This is a genomic window from Hyphomicrobiales bacterium (genome assembly GCA_002869065.1).
Lineage (GTDB): Bacteria > Pseudomonadota > Alphaproteobacteria > Rhizobiales > Rhodobiaceae > Rhodobium.
The window spans coordinates 179,361-201,167 of sequence record PKTR01000007.1 but is presented as its reverse complement, the minus strand read 5'-3'; the positions used below and the strand labels follow the sequence as shown (position 1 = coordinate 201,167).

At 63.1% G+C, this 21,807-nt stretch carries 17 protein-coding genes, 1 tRNA gene and 1 pseudogene; 11 read left to right on the top strand and 8 right to left on the bottom strand.

Translation table 11 applies throughout. The annotated features are described in order from the left end of the window. Nucleotides 1–27 precede the first annotated feature (27 nt). Both C0606_17800 and C0606_17795 read right to left on the bottom strand, forming a co-directional pair. Nucleotides 28–1,440 carry a chemotaxis protein gene (locus tag C0606_17800; protein ID PLX35940.1) on the bottom strand — a complete coding sequence of 471 codons (1,413 nt, stop codon included), beginning with the start codon at nucleotides 1,438–1,440 and terminating at the stop codon, nucleotides 28–30. A 266-nt stretch (nucleotides 1,441–1,706) separates the two neighbouring features. Further along, on the bottom strand, nucleotides 1,707–2,060 hold the full coding sequence (locus C0606_17795; protein PLX35939.1) for a hypothetical protein: 354 nt from the start codon (nucleotides 2,058–2,060) through the stop codon (nucleotides 1,707–1,709). Between the two features lie 236 nt (nucleotides 2,061–2,296). Between C0606_17795 and C0606_17790 the strand changes: the two genes are divergently transcribed. The 9 genes from C0606_17790 (at nucleotide 2,297) to C0606_17750 (ending at nucleotide 10,414) form a co-directional block, all read left to right on the top strand. Further along, nucleotides 2,297–2,373 (top strand) — tRNA-Arg (locus C0606_17790). 313 nt (nucleotides 2,374–2,686) lie between these two features. Next, nucleotides 2,687–3,196, top strand: a complete 510-nt coding sequence (gene napF, locus C0606_17785; protein ID PLX35938.1) for a ferredoxin-type protein NapF — start codon at nucleotides 2,687–2,689, stop codon at nucleotides 3,194–3,196. Next, on the top strand, nucleotides 3,193–3,420 hold the full coding sequence (locus C0606_17780) for a glutamate synthase (GenBank protein ID PLX35937.1): 228 nt from the start codon (nucleotides 3,193–3,195) through the stop codon (nucleotides 3,418–3,420). The genes napF and C0606_17780 overlap by 4 nt, the downstream gene beginning before the upstream one ends. Nucleotides 3,421–3,446: 26 nt before the next feature. Next, a complete protein-coding gene (locus C0606_17775; GenBank protein PLX35936.1) occupies nucleotides 3,447–5,975 on the top strand; it encodes a periplasmic nitrate reductase subunit alpha in 2,529 nt (842 codons plus the stop codon). Between the two features lie 114 nt (nucleotides 5,976–6,089). Further along, entirely contained in the window at nucleotides 6,090–7,004 is a 915-nt protein-coding gene (locus tag C0606_17770; protein ID PLX35935.1) for a ferredoxin-type protein NapG, read from the top strand. Beyond that, the gene (locus C0606_17765) at nucleotides 7,004–7,948 is read left to right on the top strand and encodes a quinol dehydrogenase ferredoxin subunit NapH (GenBank protein ID PLX35934.1); all 945 of its coding nucleotides are present in this window, start codon (nucleotides 7,004–7,006) and stop codon (nucleotides 7,946–7,948) included. The genes C0606_17770 and C0606_17765 overlap by 1 nt, the downstream gene beginning before the upstream one ends. After that, nucleotides 7,836–8,405: a nitrate reductase gene (locus C0606_17760; protein PLX35933.1), complete on the top strand. Its 570-nt coding sequence runs from the start codon at nucleotides 7,836–7,838 to the stop codon at nucleotides 8,403–8,405. The genes C0606_17765 and C0606_17760 overlap by 113 nt, the downstream gene beginning before the upstream one ends. Before the next feature lie 117 nt (nucleotides 8,406–8,522). Continuing rightward, the gene (locus C0606_17755) at nucleotides 8,523–9,128 is read left to right on the top strand and encodes a hypothetical protein (protein PLX35932.1); all 606 of its coding nucleotides are present in this window, start codon (nucleotides 8,523–8,525) and stop codon (nucleotides 9,126–9,128) included. A 173-nt stretch (nucleotides 9,129–9,301) separates the two neighbouring features. Then, nucleotides 9,302–10,414: a calcium-binding protein gene (locus tag C0606_17750; protein ID PLX35931.1), complete on the top strand. Its 1,113-nt coding sequence runs from the start codon at nucleotides 9,302–9,304 to the stop codon at nucleotides 10,412–10,414. Between the two features lie 75 nt (nucleotides 10,415–10,489). Here the strand turns inward: C0606_17750 and C0606_17745 are convergent, their stop codons facing one another. The 4 genes from C0606_17745 to C0606_17730 form a co-directional block, all read right to left on the bottom strand. Beyond that, complete coding sequence (locus tag C0606_17745) at nucleotides 10,490–11,809, bottom strand: aspartate aminotransferase family protein (protein ID PLX35930.1); 1,320 nt, start codon at nucleotides 11,807–11,809, stop codon at nucleotides 10,490–10,492. A gap of 150 nt (nucleotides 11,810–11,959) precedes the next feature. Further along, nucleotides 11,960–13,129, bottom strand: coding sequence for an alcohol dehydrogenase (locus C0606_17740; protein ID PLX35929.1), 1,170 nt, complete (start codon nucleotides 13,127–13,129; stop codon nucleotides 11,960–11,962). A gap of 12 nt (nucleotides 13,130–13,141) precedes the next feature. Then, nucleotides 13,142–14,533: an aldehyde dehydrogenase gene (locus C0606_17735; protein PLX35928.1), complete on the bottom strand. Its 1,392-nt coding sequence runs from the start codon at nucleotides 14,531–14,533 to the stop codon at nucleotides 13,142–13,144. A gap of 116 nt (nucleotides 14,534–14,649) precedes the next feature. Beyond that, nucleotides 14,650–16,017 carry a glutamine synthetase gene (locus C0606_17730; protein ID PLX35927.1) on the bottom strand — a complete coding sequence of 456 codons (1,368 nt, stop codon included), beginning with the start codon at nucleotides 16,015–16,017 and terminating at the stop codon, nucleotides 14,650–14,652. 380 nt (nucleotides 16,018–16,397) lie between these two features. On the opposite strand from C0606_17730, the gene C0606_17725 reads away from it, so the two are divergent. Together C0606_17725 and C0606_17720 are read left to right on the top strand one after the other, a co-directional pair. Then, complete coding sequence (locus tag C0606_17725; GenBank protein PLX35926.1) at nucleotides 16,398–17,285, top strand: RpiR family transcriptional regulator; 888 nt, start codon at nucleotides 16,398–16,400, stop codon at nucleotides 17,283–17,285. A 296-nt stretch (nucleotides 17,286–17,581) separates the two neighbouring features. Continuing rightward, nucleotides 17,582–19,741: a hypothetical protein gene (locus C0606_17720; protein ID PLX35925.1), complete on the top strand. Its 2,160-nt coding sequence runs from the start codon at nucleotides 17,582–17,584 to the stop codon at nucleotides 19,739–19,741. Between the two features lie 89 nt (nucleotides 19,742–19,830). On the opposite strand, the gene C0606_17715 is transcribed toward C0606_17720, so the two are convergent. Continuing rightward, a complete protein-coding gene (locus C0606_17715; protein PLX35924.1) occupies nucleotides 19,831–20,772 on the bottom strand; it encodes a hypothetical protein in 942 nt (313 codons plus the stop codon). A gap of 179 nt (nucleotides 20,773–20,951) precedes the next feature. Further along, nucleotides 20,952–21,668, bottom strand: a pseudogene (locus C0606_17710) (GntR family transcriptional regulator). Nucleotides 21,669–21,807 lie beyond the last annotated feature (139 nt).

The window sequence follows — 21,807 nt, the reverse complement described above, 5'->3', positions numbered from 1 at the left end:
TTTTCAGGATGTGTCTTCTTTTCTTGTTTATTTGTGAGCGGCAATCGACACCGCGATCAGTTCATCGATCAGGTTGACGACGTCGAGAGAGGCGGCGTTCATGCGATCGATCGCGGCGCGGGCTCCCTCGTCATCACCGGCGGTGAACAGCCGTGCCGCTTCCTTGCCGGCCTCGTGAACCAGACGGTGCGGTTCGGCGAGGCGGGCATAGGCGGGATGGTTGCGAAGCGCGGGATCGGCGACCTTTGCGTACCATTTGCCGAGCCGGCAATCATGATGGCTGGCGAGTTCGGATTCCTTCAGGCTGTTGCGGCCGACAAGCATTTCGGCGAGGCGCTTTTTCCACAGCATGTGGTCCGATTTGGCGCGAATCAGCACGTATTCGCGAACACCGCGGCCTTCGAGCTTCTGGAAGTTCGCCGTGATCAGCTCTTCCGATGCGCTGACCGCGTTGAGCACGTCCTCCGCCTCGTGGCGGGCGCGGCCGGTTCGTTCGGCGGTGACGGCGAGGCCGGCGGCGATCTCCTTCGATGCCGCCATCTGGTCATCGAGCACGCCGGCCAGCTCCGACATGCCGGCAGCGTTGGTGACGACGATTTCGTCGAGCCGCCGGACGATCTGGTGGGTCTGCTCGGAGAGCTGCTCGCCGGCCGACACTGCCGACTGCGCCTCGCGCATGGCTTCCAGCGCACCGAGCGCATCGGCGCGCAGGCGTTCGATGCGCGCATTAATGTCTTCCGTCGCCTTGCGGGTCTGGCTCGACAGGGTCTTCACCTCGGCAGCGACGACGGCAAACCCCTTGCCCGCTTCGCCCGCGCGGGCGGCTTCGATGGTGGCGTTCAGCGCAAGCAGGTTGGTCTGATTGGCGATCGCCTCGATGGTGCCGACAAATTCGCCGATCTGTTCGACCGCGTGGGACAGGGCCTCCATGCGATTTGCGGTGTCCTCTGTGGCGGCGCGGGTCGTCGACGTCGCTTCGGCGAGCTTGCCGATGGTTTCGCTGCCCGCATGCGCCAGTTCGGCAGCTTCCTGCATGGTTTCGGAGGAAAAGCGGGCGGTCTCGGAAACCGCGCCAACGGCTTCGTTCAGTTCTTCAACTGCCTGCGCCATGCCCTGCGCGCGGGTGTCCACGGCGCGGATGTCGCCGGTGATCAGCGCGGCGGCGGCCATCACTTCGCTGCCCTGCATGGAAAACGCGGTCAGATGGTCGAGATCGGTGCGATCGCGCTCGTAAAGGAAGGTCTGCAGATCGCCGACGATCCGCGCGGCCGCAGGTTCCATCTCGCTCGTATCCACCGCGACGCCCTGCATCACGGCGGCGATCGCGTTGCCGAGGTTCGCCAGGCTTTCGTCATGAGATGCCGCGCCGGCGGACGCGGTCTTGTCCGTTTCGGAGGCGGCGGGGCGGGTGGTGCGGCTGACCAGGCGAGCGAATGCCATGTGACGTCTCCCGGAACGTATGGTTGCTTTTCGGGTTATCCGAATTGCGTTTCGTTCTGGGTCGCCGCGGTTAAGAGATGCCTAACACAACATGCGAAAATCGTTGTTTGTCGTGATCTGCTCTGCGACATTTTGTTGTTGTTCATCGGGAACACTTTGGCCGCCGCCAATTCGCAAGGAAAAGGTTCCTTGTTTTTCTTTCTCAAGGAAAAAGAGCTTCATTTCAACGTTGAAAATACGCGTGTTCCCGGCAGACTATCCAGCGCTTATCGGACGTTGACCGAGACAGCGAAACTGTCCGCTGGCGCGTTCGCTTGCCACGGCCGCAGATAGCTGAGTCGGACGGCGCATTTTCCCGGCCGGTCGAAGCGCAATGTCAGCACCCGCGTTCCGCCCGCGCCCATCAAGCCGCTGTGCCCTGATCGGTAGTCGTCCCGCACGACCGTTGCGCATTGTCGGGATTTTTCGGCCAGCACCCATTGATAGCCGGTCGTCCGATTGGCCTTCAGGCGCAGCACGACCGACGATCCCGTATCGACGACGATCGCCCGGCCATTGTCGGCGGTCGTCAACGTGATCGCACTTGCTGCAATCAACAGGGCCTGGAGCAATGTCAGCATGTTTGCCTCCCGCGATTATGGTCTAACCGCCATGCCCCCAGATGACGCTGGAACCGCGCTGAAATTATAGCCCAACAAGCTCTGGTTTCGAACCGGTGCCGGTGTCGCTGCCTTTTGGCGCGCGATGTGGTTGCCAGGGCAAAGACCTTGGCGTCGGCGGCGCGCCCGTGCGGGAGATCAACAAAGGCGCAAAATCGGGATGCGGCGATGATCGAGTTTGGGTATTAAGGGCGCATGGCCCCGTAGCTCAGCAGGATAGAGCGCCGGATTCCTAATCCGTAGGTCACAGGTTCGAATCCTGTCGGGGTCACCATTCTTGCGGGGCGGTTTGCGTTTGCCTTCTTCCAGCTCCGCTTGCCCCGTCACAGGGTGGGGCGGCTCTGTCGGTGCGCTTGCCAATTTCAGCACTTGCCAGTTGTTTTGCACATAGATGCTGTTCGGATTTAGTCGCATTCTCTGAATTAGATCGAACGGCGTAAGTAAATATTCTCAGATTCCAGTATTTTACATACTTCTAATATAAAAACTCCTGCAAACAACTAGGCTGTTCGCTGCAGGCTTGACTTTCGTCAAGGAGTGGAATCCCCCCGAGTCCCAGCATCGCCAGCATTCCAAAGGGCGTTGCCATGCGTGAAAACATTTCACGACGAGGGTTATTCAACAGGCTGAGAGGCAAAGGATCGACGATCCGCCTCCCTTGGGCGCTCCCGACTTCCCAATTTCTGGATCAGTGCAGCCGCTGCGACGCGTGCATCAAGGCGTGCGGTGAGGGCATCGTGCGGCGCGGTGACGGCGGCTATCCGGAAATCGTCTTTTCGCAGGCCGGCTGCACCTTTTGCGGCGCCTGCGCCGAGGCGTGCGGCGAGGGCTGTTTCCACGCGGAACGGGACGACCGCGTGCCCTGGTCCTATGTCGCCTCGGTCGGCGAAGACTGTCTCGAACATCGCGGGATTTCCTGCCGCGCCTGCGAAAGCTGGTGTGAGGAGCGGGCGATCCGTTTCCGCCCGGCGCTCGGCGGGCGCACCGACATCCGTATCGAAACCACGTCCTGCACGGGCTGCGGCGCCTGCGTCGCGCCCTGTCCGCAGAACGCCATCAGCATCACAGAACCTCAACTGGAGGAGGCCGTCGCATGACCATTTGCAGCCTCGTTGTTTACGCCAAACCCGAAGCAACGACAGCGGTCGAGAAGTCGATCGCCGAGATCGAGGGCGTCGAGATCCACGCTGCCGATCCGAGCGGCAAGCTGGTGGTGTCCATCGACCATCCCGACCGTGTCCATTGTAGCGAAACCATCATGGGTTTCAGCAACATAGCGGGCGTGATCAACACCGCCCTCGTCTACGAATATTACGAATGAGAACGTCTTTTCAGGTCTAAGGAGGACTGACAATGTCACTCAATCGCCGTGACTTCATCAAAGCGAACGCTGTTGCTGCGGCCGCGGCGACGGCGGGCGTCGCCGTACCGGGCGCGACGTCGTCGGCGCTGGCTCAGGACGACACTGGCATCCGCTGGGACAAAACGGCCTGCCGCTTCTGCGGCACGGGCTGCAGCGTTCTGGTCGGCGTCAAGGATGGCAAGGTCGTTGCCACCCAGGGCGACCCGGATGCGCCGGTCAATCGTGGCCTGAACTGCATCAAGGGCTACTTCCTGACAAAGATCATGTACGGCAAGGACCGCCTGACCAAACCGCTTCTGCGCAAGAAGGGCGGCGAATTCGCCAAGGACGGCCAGTTCGAGGAAGTGAGCTGGGACGAAGCCTTCACGGTCATGTCCAACAAGTGGAAAGCCTCGCTGAAGGCCAAGGGTCCGACCTCGGTCGGCATGTTCGGCTCCGGCCAGTGGACGATCTGGGAAGGCTATGCGGCCTCCAAGCTGATCAAGGCCGGCTTCCGCTCCAACAACCTCGACCCGAACGCCCGTCACTGCATGGCCTCGGCCGTGGGTGCGTTCATGCGCGCTTTCGGCATCGACGAGCCGATGGGCTGCTATGACGACCTCGAGCACGCCGACGTCTTCGTGCTGTTGGGCGCCAATATGGCCGAGATGCACCCGATCCTGTGGTCGCGCCTGACCAATACCCGCCTGACCAAGCCGGGCTGCGAAGTGCACGTTCTGTCGACCTATGAGAACCGCTGCTTCGAGCTGGCCGACAACGGTATCGTGTTCACGCCGCAGACGGACCTGGCGATCACCAACTACATCGCCAACTACATCATCCAGAACAAGGCGTACAACAAGGAGTTCGTCGAGGCGCACACGCACTTCAAGCGTGCCACGACGGATATCGGCTACGGCCTGCGTCCCGAGCATCCGCTCGAAAAGGCGGCGGCCAATGCCGGCAAGGGCGCCATGAGCGACATGACCCTTGAGGAATTCGCCAAGGCGGTCGAGCCGTATACGGTGGACTATGTTTCGGAACTCTCCGGTGTGCCGAAAGACCAGCTCGAAGCGCTGGCGAAGGCCTATGCGGACCCGAACAAGAAGGTCTCGTCTTATTGGACGATGGGCTTCAATCAGCACACCCGCGGCGTGTGGGTGAACGGCAACGTCTACAACATCCATCTGCTGATGGGTAAGATCTCCGAGCCGGGCAATGGTCCGTTCTCGCTGACCGGTCAGCCGTCGGCCTGCGGTACCGCCCGCGAAGTCGGCACCTTTGCCCATCGTCTGCCGGCCGATCTGGTCGTTGCCAACGAAAAGCATCGCGCCTTCGCCGAAAAGACTTGGAAACTGCCGGAAGGCACGATCAATCCGAAGCCGGGTTTCCACGCGGTTCTGATGCACCGTCAGATGAAGGACGGCGTGATGAACTGCTACTGGCAGCAGTGCAACAACAATATGCAGGCTGCCGCCAACATGAACGAGGAAAGCTATCCGGGTTGGCGCAACCCCAATAACTTCGTCACCGTCACCGATCCGTATCCGACGGTTTCGGCAATGGCGGCCGACCTGATCCTGCCGACCTCGATGTGGGCGGAAAAGGAAGGTGCCTACGGCAATGCCGAACGGCGCACGCAGTTCTGGCGCCAGCAGGTCAAGGGTCCGGGCGAGTCCCGCTCCGATCTGTGGCAGACTATGGAGTTCGCGAAGTACTTCACGGTCGAGGACGTGTGGCCGCAGGAACAGATCGACAAGATGCCGGAACTCGCGGGCAAGACGCTCTATGACGTGCTGTTCGCCAACGGTCAGGTCGACAAGTTCCCGTATGACGGCAAGATCGTCGACGATCGCGGCAACGAGTACGAAAACGACGAGTCGGAATATTTCGGCTACTACGTCCAGAAGGGCCTGTTCGAAGAATACCGGATGTTCAATTCGGCCGAAGGTATTCCGAAGAAGGGCCACGAGATGGCCGAGTTCGACGCCTACCACAAGGCTCGTGGTCTGCGCTGGCCGGTGATCGACGGCAAGGAAACGCTGTGGCGCTTCCGCGGCGGCTATGACCCGCATGTCGAGGGCGACGAGAACACCGTCAAGTTCTACGGCAAGCCCGACGGCAAGGCGTGGATCATCTTCGCTCCGTACGAACCGCCGGCAGAGAGCCCGGACGACGAGTTCAACCTGTGGCTCTGCACCGGTCGTGTGCTCGAGCACTGGCATTCGGGTTCGATGACCCGTCGCGTGCCGGAACTCTATCGCGCGGTGCCTGACGCGGTCCTCTACATGAACCCGAAAGACGCCCGCAAGCGCAAGCTGCGCGACGGTTCGGCGGTCAAGATCTCGACCCGCCGCGGCGAGGTGGTGACCCGCGTCGAAACCCGTGGCCGTAACCGGCCGCCCGAGGGTCTGGTGTTCATGCCCTGGTTCGACGCCAGCCGTCTGATCAACAAGCTGACGCTTGATGCAACGGACCCGCTGTCGAAAGAGACCGACTACAAGAAGTGCGCCTGCAAGGTCGAAAAGGCCTGACGCACGACGGAACCTCCGCCCCGGCGTTCGCGCCGGGGCGGGCCGCCGCCTTGTCATTCACCCGGGGGGAACCGCGCGCCTGAGCGCGTGGAATAGGCCGGGAAAGCAAGATCAATGTCGACACGTTCTGACACCGCGAAGACACCGTTGGACTGGCTGCAAAGCCGGCGCAAGTTTCTCGCCGACACGGCGAAGACGGCTTGCGGTGTGGGCCTGTTCGGCCTCGGCCTCGGGCTCTATGCGGGCAAATCGAATGCCTTGCCTTCCGACGCCATCCGCCCGCCGGGAGCGTTGCCGGAGGACGACTTCCTCGCCGCCTGCACCCGGTGCGGGCTGTGCGTGCAGGATTGTCCCTACGGCATCTTGAAACTGGCCGAGCTTGGAAACGACGTTTCCACCGGCACCCCCTATTTCACCGCCCGTACGGGTCCCTGCGAAATGTGCGAGGACGTGCCGTGCGTGCCGGTCTGCCCGACGGGGGCGCTCGATCCGGCCATGACCGATATCGGCAAGGCCAGGATGGGCCTTGCGGTGGTGGTCGACCACGAATCCTGCATCGCCTTCCAGGGTCTGCGCTGCGAAGTCTGCTTCAATATCTGTCCGGTGCGCGGCAAGGCGATCACGCTCGACTACATATCGAACCCGCGCTCGGGCAAGCATGCGCTGTTCATTCCCGTGGTTCATTCCAAGGAATGCACCGGCTGCGGTCTGTGCGAGAAGGCCTGCATTCTTGAAGAAGTGGCGATCAAGGTGCTGCCGATGCGGATCGCCAAGGGCGAACTCGGCAAGCACTACCGTCTCGGCTGGGAAAAGAAGGGCGAGGCCGGCGAAGCGCTCGTCACGCCGGACACCGAGCATAAATACAATCTGCCCAAAGGCATGCACTACGAACACGGCGGCAAGGGCCTCGTGATCGACACGCCCGCGGGCCAGCCGGCGATTACCGCGCCGGGTGCGGAGATGAGCGATACGCCGTTCTCATCCAATCCGCTCGATACCTTGAACCGCGGCATCGGGGAGGCGAAGTGATGGTTACGCCTCTCAAAGATCTCGGCAAGGACGCCATCGAGGTCAAAGGCTGGGTCGGCGCCCACAAGTACCTGATCCTGCGCCGCATCGTGCAGGTCGGCACGATGGCACTGTTCGTCGCCGGACCGCTCTACGGTTTCTGGGCGCTGAAAGGCACGCTGGCTTCCAGCCTGATCTTCAGCACCGTGCCGCTGACCGATCCGCTCCTGTTCCTGCAGATGCTGGCGACGGGTTTCTTCACCGTCAGCTCGGCGGCGATCATCGGCGCGATCATCGTCGCGGTGTTCTATTTCGTCGTCGGCGGGCGGGTGTACTGCTCGTGGGTGTGTCCGGTGAACATCGTCACCGATGCGGCGCACTGGACGCGGCGCAACCTCGGTATCAAGGCTTCGGCGAAGATCAAATCGTCGACGCGGTACTGGATGCTGGCGCTCACGATCCTGCTCGCAGTCGTGACCGGCACGCTTGCCTATGAGCTGATCAACCCGGTTTCGGCGGTCTATCGCGGTCTCGTTTTCGGCATGGGAGCGGGTTGGGCCGTGCTCGCCGGGATCTTTCTGTTCGATGTGTTCGTCGCCCGCCACGGCTGGTGCGGCCATATCTGCCCGATGGGCGCGTTCTACGGCCTGCTCGGCGCCAAGAGCATCCTGCGGGTGCGTGCCGACGGCCGCGCGCAGTGCGACGATTGCATGGAATGCTACGAGGTCTGCCCGGAAGCCCATGTCATTCCGCCGGCCGTGAAGAGCGAGGCGAGTGGCGGCAGCCCGGTAATCCTGTCCGGCGACTGCACCAATTGCGGCCGCTGCATCGATATCTGCCCGAACGGCGTCTATGCCTTTGGCTTGCGCAATCGGGCCCTTTTCACCCCTGAGCCCATTCCCGAAGGACACCCGCGAAAAGCGGCCCTGGAGGAGGCGTCGGCGAAGGAAAAGAAGATCGCTTGAGATCGAACGCATGGAGGATGCGATGAAAACCTTACACAAGACGCTTTTGGCGGGTCTCATCTTGGCGGTCGGAATGGCCGCGCCGGTGGCGATTGCCTCCGAGGTGCAGTCGCTGCGCGGTGATAACGATCTCGCCGCCGGTGCCACGGAATTCGACCGTAAAAAGGCCATGACGGCGAGCGGCGGCTTCGAGCGTTCTTGGGAACTGCAGCCTCCGACCATCCCGCACAACACCGATAACGACCGCATTACCTTGAAGGAAAACACCTGCCTGAGCTGCCACAGCAAGGCAAACTTCGAGAAGGAAAAGGCGCCGATGATCGGCAAGAGCCATTTCGTCGACGCCAGCGGCAACGTGCTCGAGGACATGAACCAGCGGCGGCATTTCTGCACTCAGTGCCATGTCCCGCAGTACGATGCCAACCCGCTGGTCGAAAACACCTTTGCGGGCAAATAACGGCGCCTTGCCAGGCGTTGCGCCCTTTGTTTTCTCCGGCACGGCGTGCCGGCGCCGGGGGAAACACCTGCCATGCCCGCCGATTCCGACCGGGCGGCTCAGTAAGGACAAAGACAAATGACTGACCGTAATTCATCGCTTGGCCGTCGCGGCCTGGCCGGGTTGATCGGCATCCTGGCCGTCGGTGCCGTTATCGGCGTGATGTTCTGGGGCGGCTTCAACTGGGTGGTCGAGATGACCAACACCGAGGCGTTCTGCATCTCGTGCCACGAGATGAAGGACAACGTGTATGAGGAATACACGGAAACGGTGCACTACTATAACCGCTCCGGTGTGCGGGCCGTATGCTCGGACTGCCATGTGCCGAAGGAGTGGACGCACAAGATGATCCGCAAGGTTCAGGCGTCCAACGAGCTGCTGCACAAGGCGCTCGGCTCGATCGACACGCGCGAGAAGTTCCAGGCGAAGCGGCTTGAGCTTGCCAAGCATGTCTGGACGACGATGAAGTCGACCAACTCGCGCGAATGCCGAAACTGCCATGACGATGAGTCGATGGATTTCGGGGCGCAGGAATCGCGCAGTGCGGACCGTCACGAAGAGGGCTTCGACGACGGCAAGACCTGCATCGATTGCCACCGCGGTATCGCCCACCAGCTTCCCGACGGCGCCGACGAGGCCTATGCCGAAATCGCCAAGGCGGTTGAGGAACGCGCCAAGAAGTAACCTCGGCTGCACGCGGACAACATTGCGACAATTGGGAACGGGAGGTCCTGGCGGCCTCCCGTTTTCGTTTGGTTGAGGCTGTCGGTAACGCGGTTGTTATCGTGCTCGATTGCCATTTCGACGAAACCTGTGGAACGGTGCCCGTGGGTGTCGGCAGGTGCGGGGAATGCGATATGGCCAAACGTCTGGGGAGCAATAGCGACGACAGGATTCTCGGGTCGGACGGGGATGATCTGCTGCGCGGGTTCGCCGGCAACGACACGCTCATCGGCTATGACGGAACCGACACGATCCTCGGCGGGCCGGGTTTCGACCGGCTCGTTCTCTACTATTGGGGTCGCGGTTATGTCGCCGATCTCGGCAGCGGGACGGTCACCGGCAAGAATACCGAGTATTCCATCAGCGGTATCGAGCACGTCATCGGCTCACCGGGCAGCGACATCATTCGTGGCGACGGCGGTGGCAATCTTCTGACCGGCGGCAAGTCGTTCGACGAACTGGTCGGCCGTGCCGGCAGCGACACGCTGGTCGGCGGTCCCTCGGAAGATACGCTGAGGGGCGGCGACGGGCCGGACAGTCTGCTCGGCGGAGAGCATCGGGACACGCTTTTCGGCGGTGTCGGGGTCGACACGCTCAAGGGCGAGGAACACGACGACAAACTGTTGGGCGGCCCGGGCGGCGATCTTCTCTATGGCGGCATGTGGAATGACACCCTGAAAGGTGAAGAGGGGCGCGACCTGCTTGATGGCGGCACGGGCAATGACCTGCTTGATGGCGGTGCCCTCGCCGACACGCTTATCGGTGATGACGGGCACGACAGGCTGATCGGAGGGTCGGGGATCGACCTCCTTCAGGGCGGCAAGGGCCGGGATACGCTGCAGGGCGGCGATGGCGCCGACAGCCTCTATGGCGGCACACACGACGATCACCTGTTCGGCGGCAAGCACGCGGATCGGCTATGGGGCGACCTCGGCGACGATACGCTCGAAGGTGGCCCGGGCAACGACACGATCAAGGATATTCACGGCGCGGATTTCTTCTTCGGGAATGCCGGAAACGACACGCTGTATGCCGGCCATGGCAACGACACCTATCACGGTGGTCCCGGCGACGACGTCTTTCATCTGAACGGGCGGACCATCAATTCCTTCACGTTCGAGCGCGTTGCCGGCGGTGCGATCCGGGTGACCGACAAGGTCGGCAGCTTTGGCGTCGATACGCTGATCAGCGTCGAGTTCGTCCAGGTCGGCGGCGATGTTTTCGACATCACCACCTTGCTGAGTTAGCACGCTGCGCTCAGACATGAAAAAGCCCCGGTGCCGGGAGGCATCGGGGCTTCTGCGTGTTCGATGGTGGGGCGATCAGTCGATCCGGTCGAGCACTTTGCGCAGGCCATCGAACAGTTCGTCGATCTGCGACTTCTCGATGATCAGCGGCGGCGACAGGGCGATGATGTCACCCGTGGTGCGGATCAGCAGGCCGTCGTCATAGGCGGCGAGGAAGGCGTCGAACGCCCGCTTGGTCGGAGCGCCGGCGATCGGTTCGAGCTCAATCGCGCCGATCAGGCCGAGATTGCGGATGTCGATGACATGGCGCGCGTCGGCGAGGCTGTGGATCGCGTCTTCCCAATAGGGTGCGAGTTCGGCGGCGCGTTCGAAGAGGCCCTCTTCCTTGTAGGTCTCGAGCGTGCCGAGAGCGGCGGCAGCGGCGATCGGATTGCCCGAATAGGTGTAGCCGTGGAAGAACTCGATCATGTTTTCCGGGCCGGTCATGAAGGCGTCGTAGATCTCGTTCTTCGCGAACACCGCGCCCATCGGGATGACGCCGTTGGTCAGGCCCTTGGCGGTGGTGATGATGTCCGGGGTGACGCCGAAGAATTCGGTCGCGAACGAAGCGCCGAGGCTGCCGAAGCCTGTGATCACTTCGTCGAAAATCAGCAGGATGCCGTACTTGTCGCAGATCTCGCGCAGGCGCTCGAGATAGCCCTTCGGCGGCATCAGGACGCCGGTCGAACCGGCCATCGGCTCGACGATGACGGCGGCGACGGTCGAGGGGTCGTGTAGCAGCACCAGACGCTCGAGATCGTCGGCGAGTTCGGCGCCGTGCTCGGGCTGGCCGCGCGAGAAGGCGTTGCGGGCGAGGTCGTGGGTGTGGCGGATGTGGTCGACGCCGGTCAGAAGCGTGCCGAACATCTTGCGGTTGGCGACGATGCCGCCGACCGAGATGCCGCCGAAATTGACGCCGTGATAGCCGCGCTCGCGACCGATCAGGCGGAAGCGGCTGCCGTCGCCCTTGGCACGATGGTAGGCAATCGCCATCTTCAGCGCGGTTTCCACCGACTCCGAGCCGGAGTTGGTGAAGAACACGTGGTCGATGCCCGACGGCATCATGGTGACGAGCTGCGAGGCGAGCTCGAACACTTTCGGATGACCCATCTGGAAGGCGGGCGCGTAGTCGAGCTCCTCGACCTGGCGCTGGATCGCCTCGACGATCTTCGGGCGCTTGTGACCGGCATTGACGCACCACAGACCGGCCGTGCCGTCGAGCACCTGACGGCCGTCAGAGGTGGTGTAGTGCATGCGGTCGGCGGACACGAACATGCGCGGCTTCTGCTTGAACTGCCGGTTCGCCGTGAACGGCATCCAGAACGCTTCAAGATTGTTGGGCACGTTGACGGTCATGGGTCCATCCTTTGTGATCACATTTGCCGCAGCCTAGCCAAGTTCAGCGCGCGCCGAAACCGAAATCGCACGGTGTTCGATGGTGCAGTGCCAAAAAAATACGGCCCGGCGGGGGTGCCGCCGGGCCGTCAATCCGTTCGAGACGGTTGATCAGCGTTCGATGGTACCGGCCATCGCCGCCTCGAAAATGCCGATGGCGGCGTCCTTGGTCAGTTCGACCGGGTTGCCGCCGGCGGTCGGGTCGACGATCGCCATTTCCGCGATCAGTTCGATCTTGGCGTCATCGATGCCGAGGTCGACCAGCGTGTGGGGAATGTGGATTTCCTCGCGCAGCGCCAGGATCCAGTCGAGGAAACTGTCGAAGCCGGGGTTGTCGAGGCCGAGATAGGCGGCCATGCGGGTGACCTTCTGCTCGATCGCCGGGCGGTTGAAGACCAGCACATAGGGCATGAAGACCGCGTTGGTCAGGCCGTGATGGGTGTCGTAGAGGGCGCCGACGGGATGCGACATGGAGTGCATCGCGCCGAGACCCTTCTGGAAGGCGACCGCGCCCATCATCGCCGCGCTCAGCATGTTGGCGCGGGCCGACAGGTCCTTGCCGTCCTTGACCGCGCGCGGCAGGTATTCCTTGGCCAGCCGGACGCCTTCAAGGCCGATGCCTTCCGACATCGGATGATAGAACGGCGAGCAATAGGCCTCGAAGCAGTGGATAAGCGCATCCATGCCGGTGCCGGCGGTCAACAGCGGCGGCAGGCCGACGGAAAGTTCCGGATCGGCGATGACGGTGACCGGCATCATCTTCGGGTGGAAGATGACCTTCTTGGTGTGGGTCGTCTCGTCGGTGATGACGCCGGCGCGGCCGACTTCGGAACCGGTGCCGGCGGTGGTCGGTACGGCGATCACCGGCGCGATGACGTCGGGGTTGGCGCGCGTCCACCAGTCGCCGATGTCCTCGAAATCCCACACCGGGCGGGTCTGGCCGGGCATGAAGGCGATCAGCTTGCCCATGTCGAGCGCCGAGCCGCCGCCGAAGGCGACGACGCCGTCATGGTTGCCGGCCTTGTAGGCGGCAACGCCGTCGGTGAGGTTGGCTTCCACCGGGTTCGGTTTGACCTCGGAGAACAGCGCGGCGCCGAGGCCGGCGTCCTTGCAGGCGGCAAGCGCGTCGGCGACCATCGGCAGGGCGGCAAGGCCCGGATCGGTGACGATCAGCGGACGCTCCATACCGGCGCTCTTGCAGGCATCGGCGAGTTCGGAAATGCGACCGGGGCCGAAACGGACTGCGGTCGGGTAGCTCCAGTTTGCAGTAGGTACGGACATCGTGCAGGTCCTCTAGATCTTGGTGCGCAGGTGAAAGCTTTTCGGTCGGGTGAGATGCTCGTAGCCGACCTTGGACAAGGTCGCGCCGCGGCCGGTGTCCTTGACGCCGGTCCAGGCGAGCGCGGGATCGAGATAGTCGCAGCGGTTCATGAACACGGTGCCGGTCTCGACCTCGTTGCCGATGGCAAACGCAGCATCGCGATCGGCGGTCCACACCGAAGCGGTCAGGCCGTAGGTGCTGTCGTTCATCAGTTCGATGGCCTCGGCGTCGTCGCGCACCTTCATGATGCCGATGACCGGGCCGAAACTCTCCTCGCGCATAACCGACATCTGGTGATTGACGTCGGTCAGCACCTGCGGGGCCATATAGGCGGAACCCGGCGCATCGCGCTCGAAGGCGGCGGTGTCGATATGGGCCGTGGCGCCGGCGCGCTTGGCTTCGGCGATCTGGCCGCGCACGAAGTCGGCGGCCGAGCCCTTGACCATGGGGCCGAGCGTGGTCGCCGCGTCGAGCGGGTCACCGAGCACGTAGCCGCGGGTCAGGTCGACAAAGCCGTCGACGAAGTCGGTGTAGACGCTCTCGTGGACGTAGATGCGTTCGATGCCGCAGCACGACTGACCGGAGTTGAAGAAGGCGCCGTCGACGAGGTTCTCGACCGCGTGGGCGACGTTTGCGTCGGCACGGACATAGGCCGGGTCCTTGCCGCCGAGTTCGAGGCCAAGGCCGGTGAATGTGCCCTTTGCGGCGTCTTCCATGACCTTGCCGCCGGCGACCGAGCCGGTGAAGTTGACCTGATCGGCGTTGCCGCCGGAAATCAGCGTTTCGGTCTGGCCGTGGCTCATGACGAGGTGCTGGAACAGGCCCTTCGGCAGGCCGGCCTTGTCGATGGCCGCCTGGAAGCGGTCGCCGACCAGCAGCGTCTGCGAGGCGTGCTTCAACAGTACCGCGTTGCCGGCCATCAGCGCCGGCACGATGGAGTTGACGGCGGTCAGGAACGGATAGTTCCACGGCGCGATGACGAAGACGAGGCCGAGCGGGTCGCGTGCGATCCAGCGTTCGAAACCGTCCTTCTCCGGCGGCATGACGGGGGAAAGCGCTTCCTCGGCGATTGCGATCATGTAGCGGGCGCGCTCTTCGAAACCGCCCAGTTCGCCGGCACCGAACTTGACCGGGCGGCCCATCTGCCAGGCGAGTTCGGGCACGATATCATCGCGCATCGCGAGCATGGCATCGACGATGCCGGTGCACAGGCGGGCGCGTTCGGCGAGCGGCACGCGGCGCCACTCCTTCTGGGCCGCCTTGGCCGCATCAAGCGCGGCCGCAATGGCGGCATCCGTCGCCAGCGGGCGTTCGGCATAGACCGAACCGTCCACGGGCGAGACGATTTTGACCGTCTCCGACATTCTCGTTCACTCCAGAGGTCGATATCAGAAATCTGAATGGGTGTTTGCTGTCTCGATCCCGCCGGCACTCTCGGGAGAGCCGGCCGGCGGGGTTTTCGTGAACCGTCCTTCGACGATCAGTAGCGCTCGAAGCCGCGGGCGACTTCCCAGTCGGTGACGCGGCGGTCGTATTCGGCCTGCTCCCACTCGGCGGTGTGGACGTAGTGATCGACCACGCCATCGCCCATCGCCTCGCGCAGCATCTTCGATTTCTTCATGGCGTCGATGGCTTCGCGCAGGGTCTTGGGCACCTCGCGCAGGCGCTTGCCGCCATAGGCGTCGCCGACGAATTCCTTCTCCAGATCCATCTTGTTCTCGATGCCGTCGAGGCCGGCAGCGAGGAGGGCGGCAAAGGCAATATACGGGTTGAGGTCGGCGCCGCCGATGCGGCATTCGACCCGGATGGCCTTGGAATCCTCGGCGCACAGGCGGAAGCCGGCGGTGCGGTTGTCACGGCTCCAGATGGCGCGGGTCGGGGCGAAGGTGCCGACCTGGAAGCGCTTGTAGGAGTTGATGTAGGGGGCGAGGAACCAGGTGATCTCCTTGGCGTGGGCGAGCTGGCCGGCCATGAACTGGCGCATCAGCTCGGACATGCCGTGCGGTGCGTCCTTGTCGAGGAAAAGCGGCTTCTTGCCGGCCTTGTCCCAAAGCGATGCGTGGATGTGGCAGCTCGAGCCGGCAAGCTCGGTGCGCCACTTGGCCATGAAGGTGACGGCCTTCTCGGCAAAGTGGGCCATCTCCTTGATGCCGTTCTTCAGGATCACGTGGTTGTCGGCCATGGTCAGCGCGTCGTCGTAGCGCACATTGATCTCTTCCTGGCCCGGACCCCATTCGCCCTTCGAGTTCTCGACCGGAATGGCGGCGCCCTGCAGACCCTTGCGGATGGTGCGCATGAACGCCTCTTCCTTGGTGGTCTGGAAGATGTGGTAGTCCTCGATATAGGTGCCGGCGGTCTTCGGTTCGGCGAATTTCTGCGCGGCGATCGACTCGTAGGTCTCGTCGAACAGGTAGAATTCCAGCTCGGAGGCGAAGAACGCGCTCATGCCAAGCGCTTCGAGGCGGGCGAGCTGCTTCTTCAGCATGGCGCGCGGCGAGTGGGGCAGATCTTCGTGGTGATGGTCGAGGATGTCGCACAGCACCAGCGCGGTGCCTTCCAGCCAGGGAATGGTGCGCATGGTCGACAGGTCCGGCTTCATGACGAAGTCGCCATAGCCCTTGGCCCAGTTGGCGGCGGTGTAGCCCGGCACCGGTTCCATGTCGATGTCATTGGCCAGCAGGTAGTCGCAGGCATGGGTCTCGTCGACACCGGAATCGAGGAAGAATTCGGCCTGGAAGCGCTTGCCCATCAGCCGACCCTGCATGTCGGTGAAGCAGACGAGAACCGTGTCGATGGTGCCGTCGGCGACGGCGGCGCGCAGGGCATCGAGAGTGAGATTGCCGGCCATTGGGGGCTCCTCAGGGATTTTTCGGGGGGAAGGCCGGAGCGAAGCCGGCGACGAATGTCACGGCATGCGCTTGCAGGCCGGGTCGAAACGAAACCGGCGCGAAACCGGAAAGGTTCGCGCCGTGTTGGACAGGTGTCATGCGAAGGGGTGCAAAAGCGGACGACCGGCTCGGCCGGGGCGCCTTCATTCGAAGCGTCAGGGGCTTAGCAAAGGCCATGCGACTGATCCCGGATCCTGTAACGTCTGTTCCACAACGCTCGATTTTTTTCTTCTTGTTATATCGTTAACATAGCCCTTGAATGAGTCAATTGCCGAATGCAGCGACGCGCGAAGGGGCAGATGCGGGCGGCGGATACGGCGGGCGGACGAAGGACAACGCGATGGCAGACAGGCCGGTTACCGCCGACAGGACGATCCCAGCCTCGTGGTATCGGCCCTCGATCGCCGAGCGGGTGCGCGAGAACATGGACCGGCTGACGGCGGCCGAACGCAAGGCGGCGCACATCCTGCTTGCCAACTATCCCGTCGTCGGGCTCGAGACGGTGGCGGAATTTGCCGGCCGGGCGAATGTCAGCGCGCCGACGATCCTGCGTTTCGTCGCCCGGCTCGGTTTTGCCGGCTATCCGGAATTCCAGAAGGAACTGCGCGCCGAACTCGATGCGCGGCTGTTGCCGCCGCTGTCGAAGAGCGCACCGGCGGCGTCCGAATTCGATGCCGACGACTTTCTCGACCGGTTCCGCTCGGCGGTGGTCGATAACATCACCGAGACCTTCTCGCATGTGCCACCGGCCGAGTTCGAGGGGGTGGTCGGGCTGCTGGCCAATCTGAAGCGACGGGTTCATGTGCTCGGCGGGCGGTTTTCGGATTCGCTTGCCCGTTACGCGACCGCGCATCTGCAGATTATCCGCCCGGACGTGGTGCATCTGTTCGGCCAGAAGGAGAACTGGCGCGACCAGTTGCTCGATCTCGGCAAGAAGGATGTCCTGGTCCTGTTCGATGTTCGCCGCTATCAGGAAGATCTCGCCAATCTCGCCATGAATGCCGCCCAGCGCGGCACCGTCATCGTGCTGGTCACCGATCAGTGGCTGTCGCCGGTTGCGCGGCACGCGCAGCATGTGCTGGCGGCGCGGATTTCGGTGCCGTCGAACTGGGATTCGGGGGCGGCTGTGCTGGCGCTCGTCGAGGCGGTTGTCGCGGCGACGACGGAGCGCCTCGGCGACAGTGCGCGCCATCGCATTGCGGCGGTCGAGCAACTTCGCGGGCAATAGACTTATTTAGCTGGCTTATGCGTACTTACCCGTATCTTTCCAGTTGAAGTAATCTTACATGCAGACATTACTATGCGTCATCTTGGATGGAGCTGCCGATTTGCCCATGAAAAATCGGGGGCTCTTTAGCGTATCGAAGTATTAACTTTGTTTCTCCACAGTGGTGCCGATACGAGCCGCTCGATGATCGCGTCACTGCTTGGCACACAGCGGATTGAGGGCTCGGGAATGCGGTCAGTGCGGGGAATCCCTCTCCGGCTCGATCGTTCATTGCCGGATGTGCGGTTGCACTGGGGATGTGCCGCCACGAATGGCCGCCGTTCGGTAGGGGCAAGTTGTCGGAGTCGCGGGAGAGCCGGAACCAGGGCCGGCGCGGTCTCCGGGGTGAACGAGGTCCAGGGAGTATGCTCAAGTCGTTGAGTGCGCGCATCATCGCCAGCGTCGTTGCGCTGTTGGTGGTGATGTCAGCCGTGAATTTCCTCATTGGCAATACCGCCGTGAACAAGGTCATGCGAGAGTCGCAGCAGCTGGTCGGGTCGATGGAAGGGGCCTTGCAGGACCGGGGCGGCAAGCTCGACGAACTGATCGTCCGCATGCTGAAGCTCGAAGACGACGCCTTGCTCGCCCGTCATTCGGCGCAAGAGCTGGAAAACCGGCTGGCGATCGAAAAGGAAGCTAATTTCCTGCGCGGTGAGCAGACCGGCATTGCCGAGAGCATCGTCACACTCATCAGCGCATCGATGCTGAGCGGCGAAGCCGCGGAGGTCACCGATGTCATCGATGTGCTGGTCGAAAACCCGCGCATCGCCTCGATCTCGTTGTGGCGGCCGGACGGCGTCGAAGCGCTGAAGGACAACGCGACCATCGATGCCATCAACAAGTTCCTCGATACCGACGCTTTCGAGCGGCGCAGTGCGGTGGGCACACCGCGAGTTCTCGACGGCGCGCGGGCGGAAGCGCTTGCCAAGGCCGTCGCCGAACCGGAAGCGGGGGCCACTCTCGACGGCACGCTTGACGTAGACGGCGAAGACCAGCCGATCGTCTACTCCTATCATGTGCTGAAAAACGAAGACGCCTGTCAGGGGTGTCATGGTGAAACATCGGCGCCGCGTGGCGTGCTTGAAGTGGCGATTTCGCGGCAGGCGTTGCTCGCGATCCAGAAGCAGGCGGACGCGGCATCGGTCACGCTCAACGCGGCTCAGGCCGAGGAAGTCGACAAGGTGCGGGCACGGGCGCGCGCCGAACGTGAGGCCGTCGAGCAGGCGACGACCGAACTTCAGGTCAGCATGGCGATGCAGCGCCAGCAGCTCGACGACACGCTTGTTTCCAATCGCTGGTTCCTGATCGGCGTGTCGGCTCTGGTTCTGGTGCTGGCCGTTGCCGGTATGACGCTGTGGCTGCGCCATGGCCTGTCGGCGCCGCTGGCGGCCATCGAGCGCATCATGCTGCAACTCGCCCGGGGCAACCTGACCACCGAAGTGCCGCTGCGCAAGCGCCGTGACGAGATCGGCAAGATGGCGTGCGCGGTGCAGGTGTTCAAGGAGAACATGGAGAAATCCGAGCAGCTGGACGCCGAGAAGCGTCAGTCGCATCTCGAGAAGGAGCGGCGGCAGAACCGGATGAACGACCTGATGGGGCGCTTCGAGGATGGCGTTGCGCATATCATCGACGCGGTTCATCTCGCGACCGACGACATGCAGCGCTATTCGACCTCGATGATCGAGACGGCCAACCGCACCAACGAGCGCGCGCTCGTCGTGGCGCAGGCGGCTGACGAGGCCTCGTCGAGCGTCGAAACCGTCTCTACCGCGACCGAGCAGCTGTCGTCGTCGATCCAGAACATCAGCGAGCAGGTCAACCGATCGAGTGAGGAGGCGCGCGTCGTCGCGGTCGATGCCGAAAAGACCAACAAGATGGTGTCCGGCCTTGCCGACTCGGCGGATCGGATCGGTGAGGTCGTCACGCTCATTCAGGGCATCGCCGAACAGACCAACCTGCTTGCCCTCAACGCCACGATCGAGGCGGCTCGTGCCGGCGAGATGGGCAAGGGCTTTGCGGTGGTGGCTTCCGAGGTGAAGACGCTGGCGACCCAGACGGCGAAAGCTACCGAAGACATCACCGTGCAGGTGACCGATATCCAGCAGGCGACCCAGCATGCGGCGTCGGCGATCCAGCACATCGCCGAAACGGTGGCGCGGATGAGCCAGTCGTCGGCCGATATTTCCGTTGCAGTGAACGAGCAGGGATCGGCGACGGCGGAAATTGCCCGCAATGTCGAGGAAACCTCGTGCACGACGCGCTCGGTGAGCGAGACGATCAACGAGGTGACGACGGCGACGACCGAGACCCGCGAAGCGGCGGTCGGCGTTTCGAAAGCCTCGGAACATCTGACCGATCAGTCGACCATGCTGAGCCAGCATGTCAGCGCATTCCTGGCCGGCATCAAGGCGGTGTAGCGACTGCGCCGGGGCTTTCCCGGAAAAGACAACGGGCGCTGCCTCGGCAAAGGCAGCGCCCGTTTTCGTTTGGTCGTATTGCCGGAGGCCTACCAGCGGCGATAGCGGCGGTAGCGCGGGCGGTAGTAGCCGCGTCCGCGGCGGGCGGCGGCCGAACCGATGATCGCGCCGGCGGCAAGACCGAAGACGGCTGCTGCGGCTGCATCGTTGTTGCCGCGCTTGTAGACCCGCTTGACGCGGCGCTTGGAGCGGGCAGGTGCCTGGGCGTTGGCGGCCAGCCACTGCGGATAGGTTTCCATCGACTGCTTGCGGAGCAGCGCGATCTGGTCGCCGCTGAAGTAGCCGGATGCGGGTGCGCCATTGGTGAGCTGCCAGTCGGTGATGGCAGCGCGGCTGCGGCGGCCGAACGAACCGTCGACACCGCGCGTGCTGAAGCCGAGCGAGGTCAGCCGGCCCTGCATTTCGCGGCGGCCGGTGCGGTCGAGCAGCGCGTTCTCTTCTTCCGGCGTGCCAAGGGTGAGTTCGGCGACATCACCGTCGTCAGCAGACTCCATCGGCTTGATGCCGGCCTTCATGACCGTGTTGCCGCTGTCTTCCTCGCTGAGGTCTTCGCCGGATTTGTAGGTGATGACGCCGTCGTCGGAATCGGTCGAGCCCTGTTCGATCACCGGTTCCGCGTCGTCGGCGGATGCGGTGTCGGCGACCGGCGCATTGTTGCCGGTGTCGACCGGGACCGACGCAGTCGCCGGAGCGGCAGCCTCGGCTTCCATGGTCAGCTTGACGATGCGGTTCTTGGCGATGCCGGCGAAATGGCCGCTCGGATAGGCGTCGATATAGGCCTCGTAGTCAGCGATAGTGCCGCCTTCGGACGCGGCCTTCCAGAGCGCGTATTCGACTTCCCAGGTGGAAGCCTGACCGGCATTCTGCTGGGTGGCTGCGGTCCCTGCTGCCGGAGTCGTTTGCGCCAAGGCGGGCTGCGCAAGAATGGCCGTGCTCAACAGAGCCGTCGATAGGATCCCGGAAATTCTCATAGTAGAGCCCCTAGCTAATGCGAAAAATTCGCCCCGCGCATAGGAACACAGGCCCTGCAACCGATCAACCGCCGAGCGTGAACGGAATTTCCCGCGCCAATCACTTCTGCGCCAGTTCACGTTCGTTTACTTGGTTGTGATACACTTTAATACACGTAAAAAGAGCGTCCCAACATCTCTCACGCGGGCTGCAGAGACTTGTCGTCGACCACGTTGATCATGCGGTAGTTTTCCTGCGGGTCGCGGAGCCGGTCGAAGATCGTTGCGTAGTGCATCGCGGCGTTGGCGTGTTCGCGCATCAAGGCTTCGGCGCGCATCGCCTGCCCGTTGTCGATCGCCTGGAAGATGATGTGATGCTGGGTGTGGGCGAAGGCAAAGCGCCTGTGTTCGGCGGCCATGTTGTTGCGGTCGAAGGCGATCGAGGTGACGGACGCCAGCGGCAGGGCGTTGTTGCGCGCAATTGCGGCGGCGATGGCGCCGTTGCCGCTCGCCTCCAGAATGGTCTGGTGGAAGGTCATGTTGAGCGTCTGAAAGGCGGCGATGCCGTCCTCGGTTATCTCACGGGCGTCGAACAGCGCGTCGCCCTCGTCCAGGCAGGCGACGAGAGTGCGGCGTTGCGCGTCCGAGAGGCCGTTCTGCGCGGCAAGTCCGGCCGCGAGGCCTTCGAGGACGCCGCGAACCGCAATCGCGTCGGCGATATCGGCGGCGCCGATTTCGCGCACGACGTAGCCGCGCGCGCCGCGCCTTTCGAGGAAACCTTCCTGTTCGAGCGCGCTGAACGCCATGCGGATCGGCGTGCGGGAGACTTTCAGCCGTTCGGCCATGCCGAGTTCAGTCAGTCTTTCGCCCGGTGCGAGCTTGCCGCCGACGATCTGTTTGCGCAGGGCCGCGAGAACCGAAATGCCGCGATCTGTCACTGGATCCTCTCAGTCGTCTGTTGCCGGTTGCGCAAAAACGCATTTATTGGATACAATAGCGCGATATTAGGCCTCTGGCCAGAAATCTGGCGCGACCAATCCGGCTGTTGGAATCTAC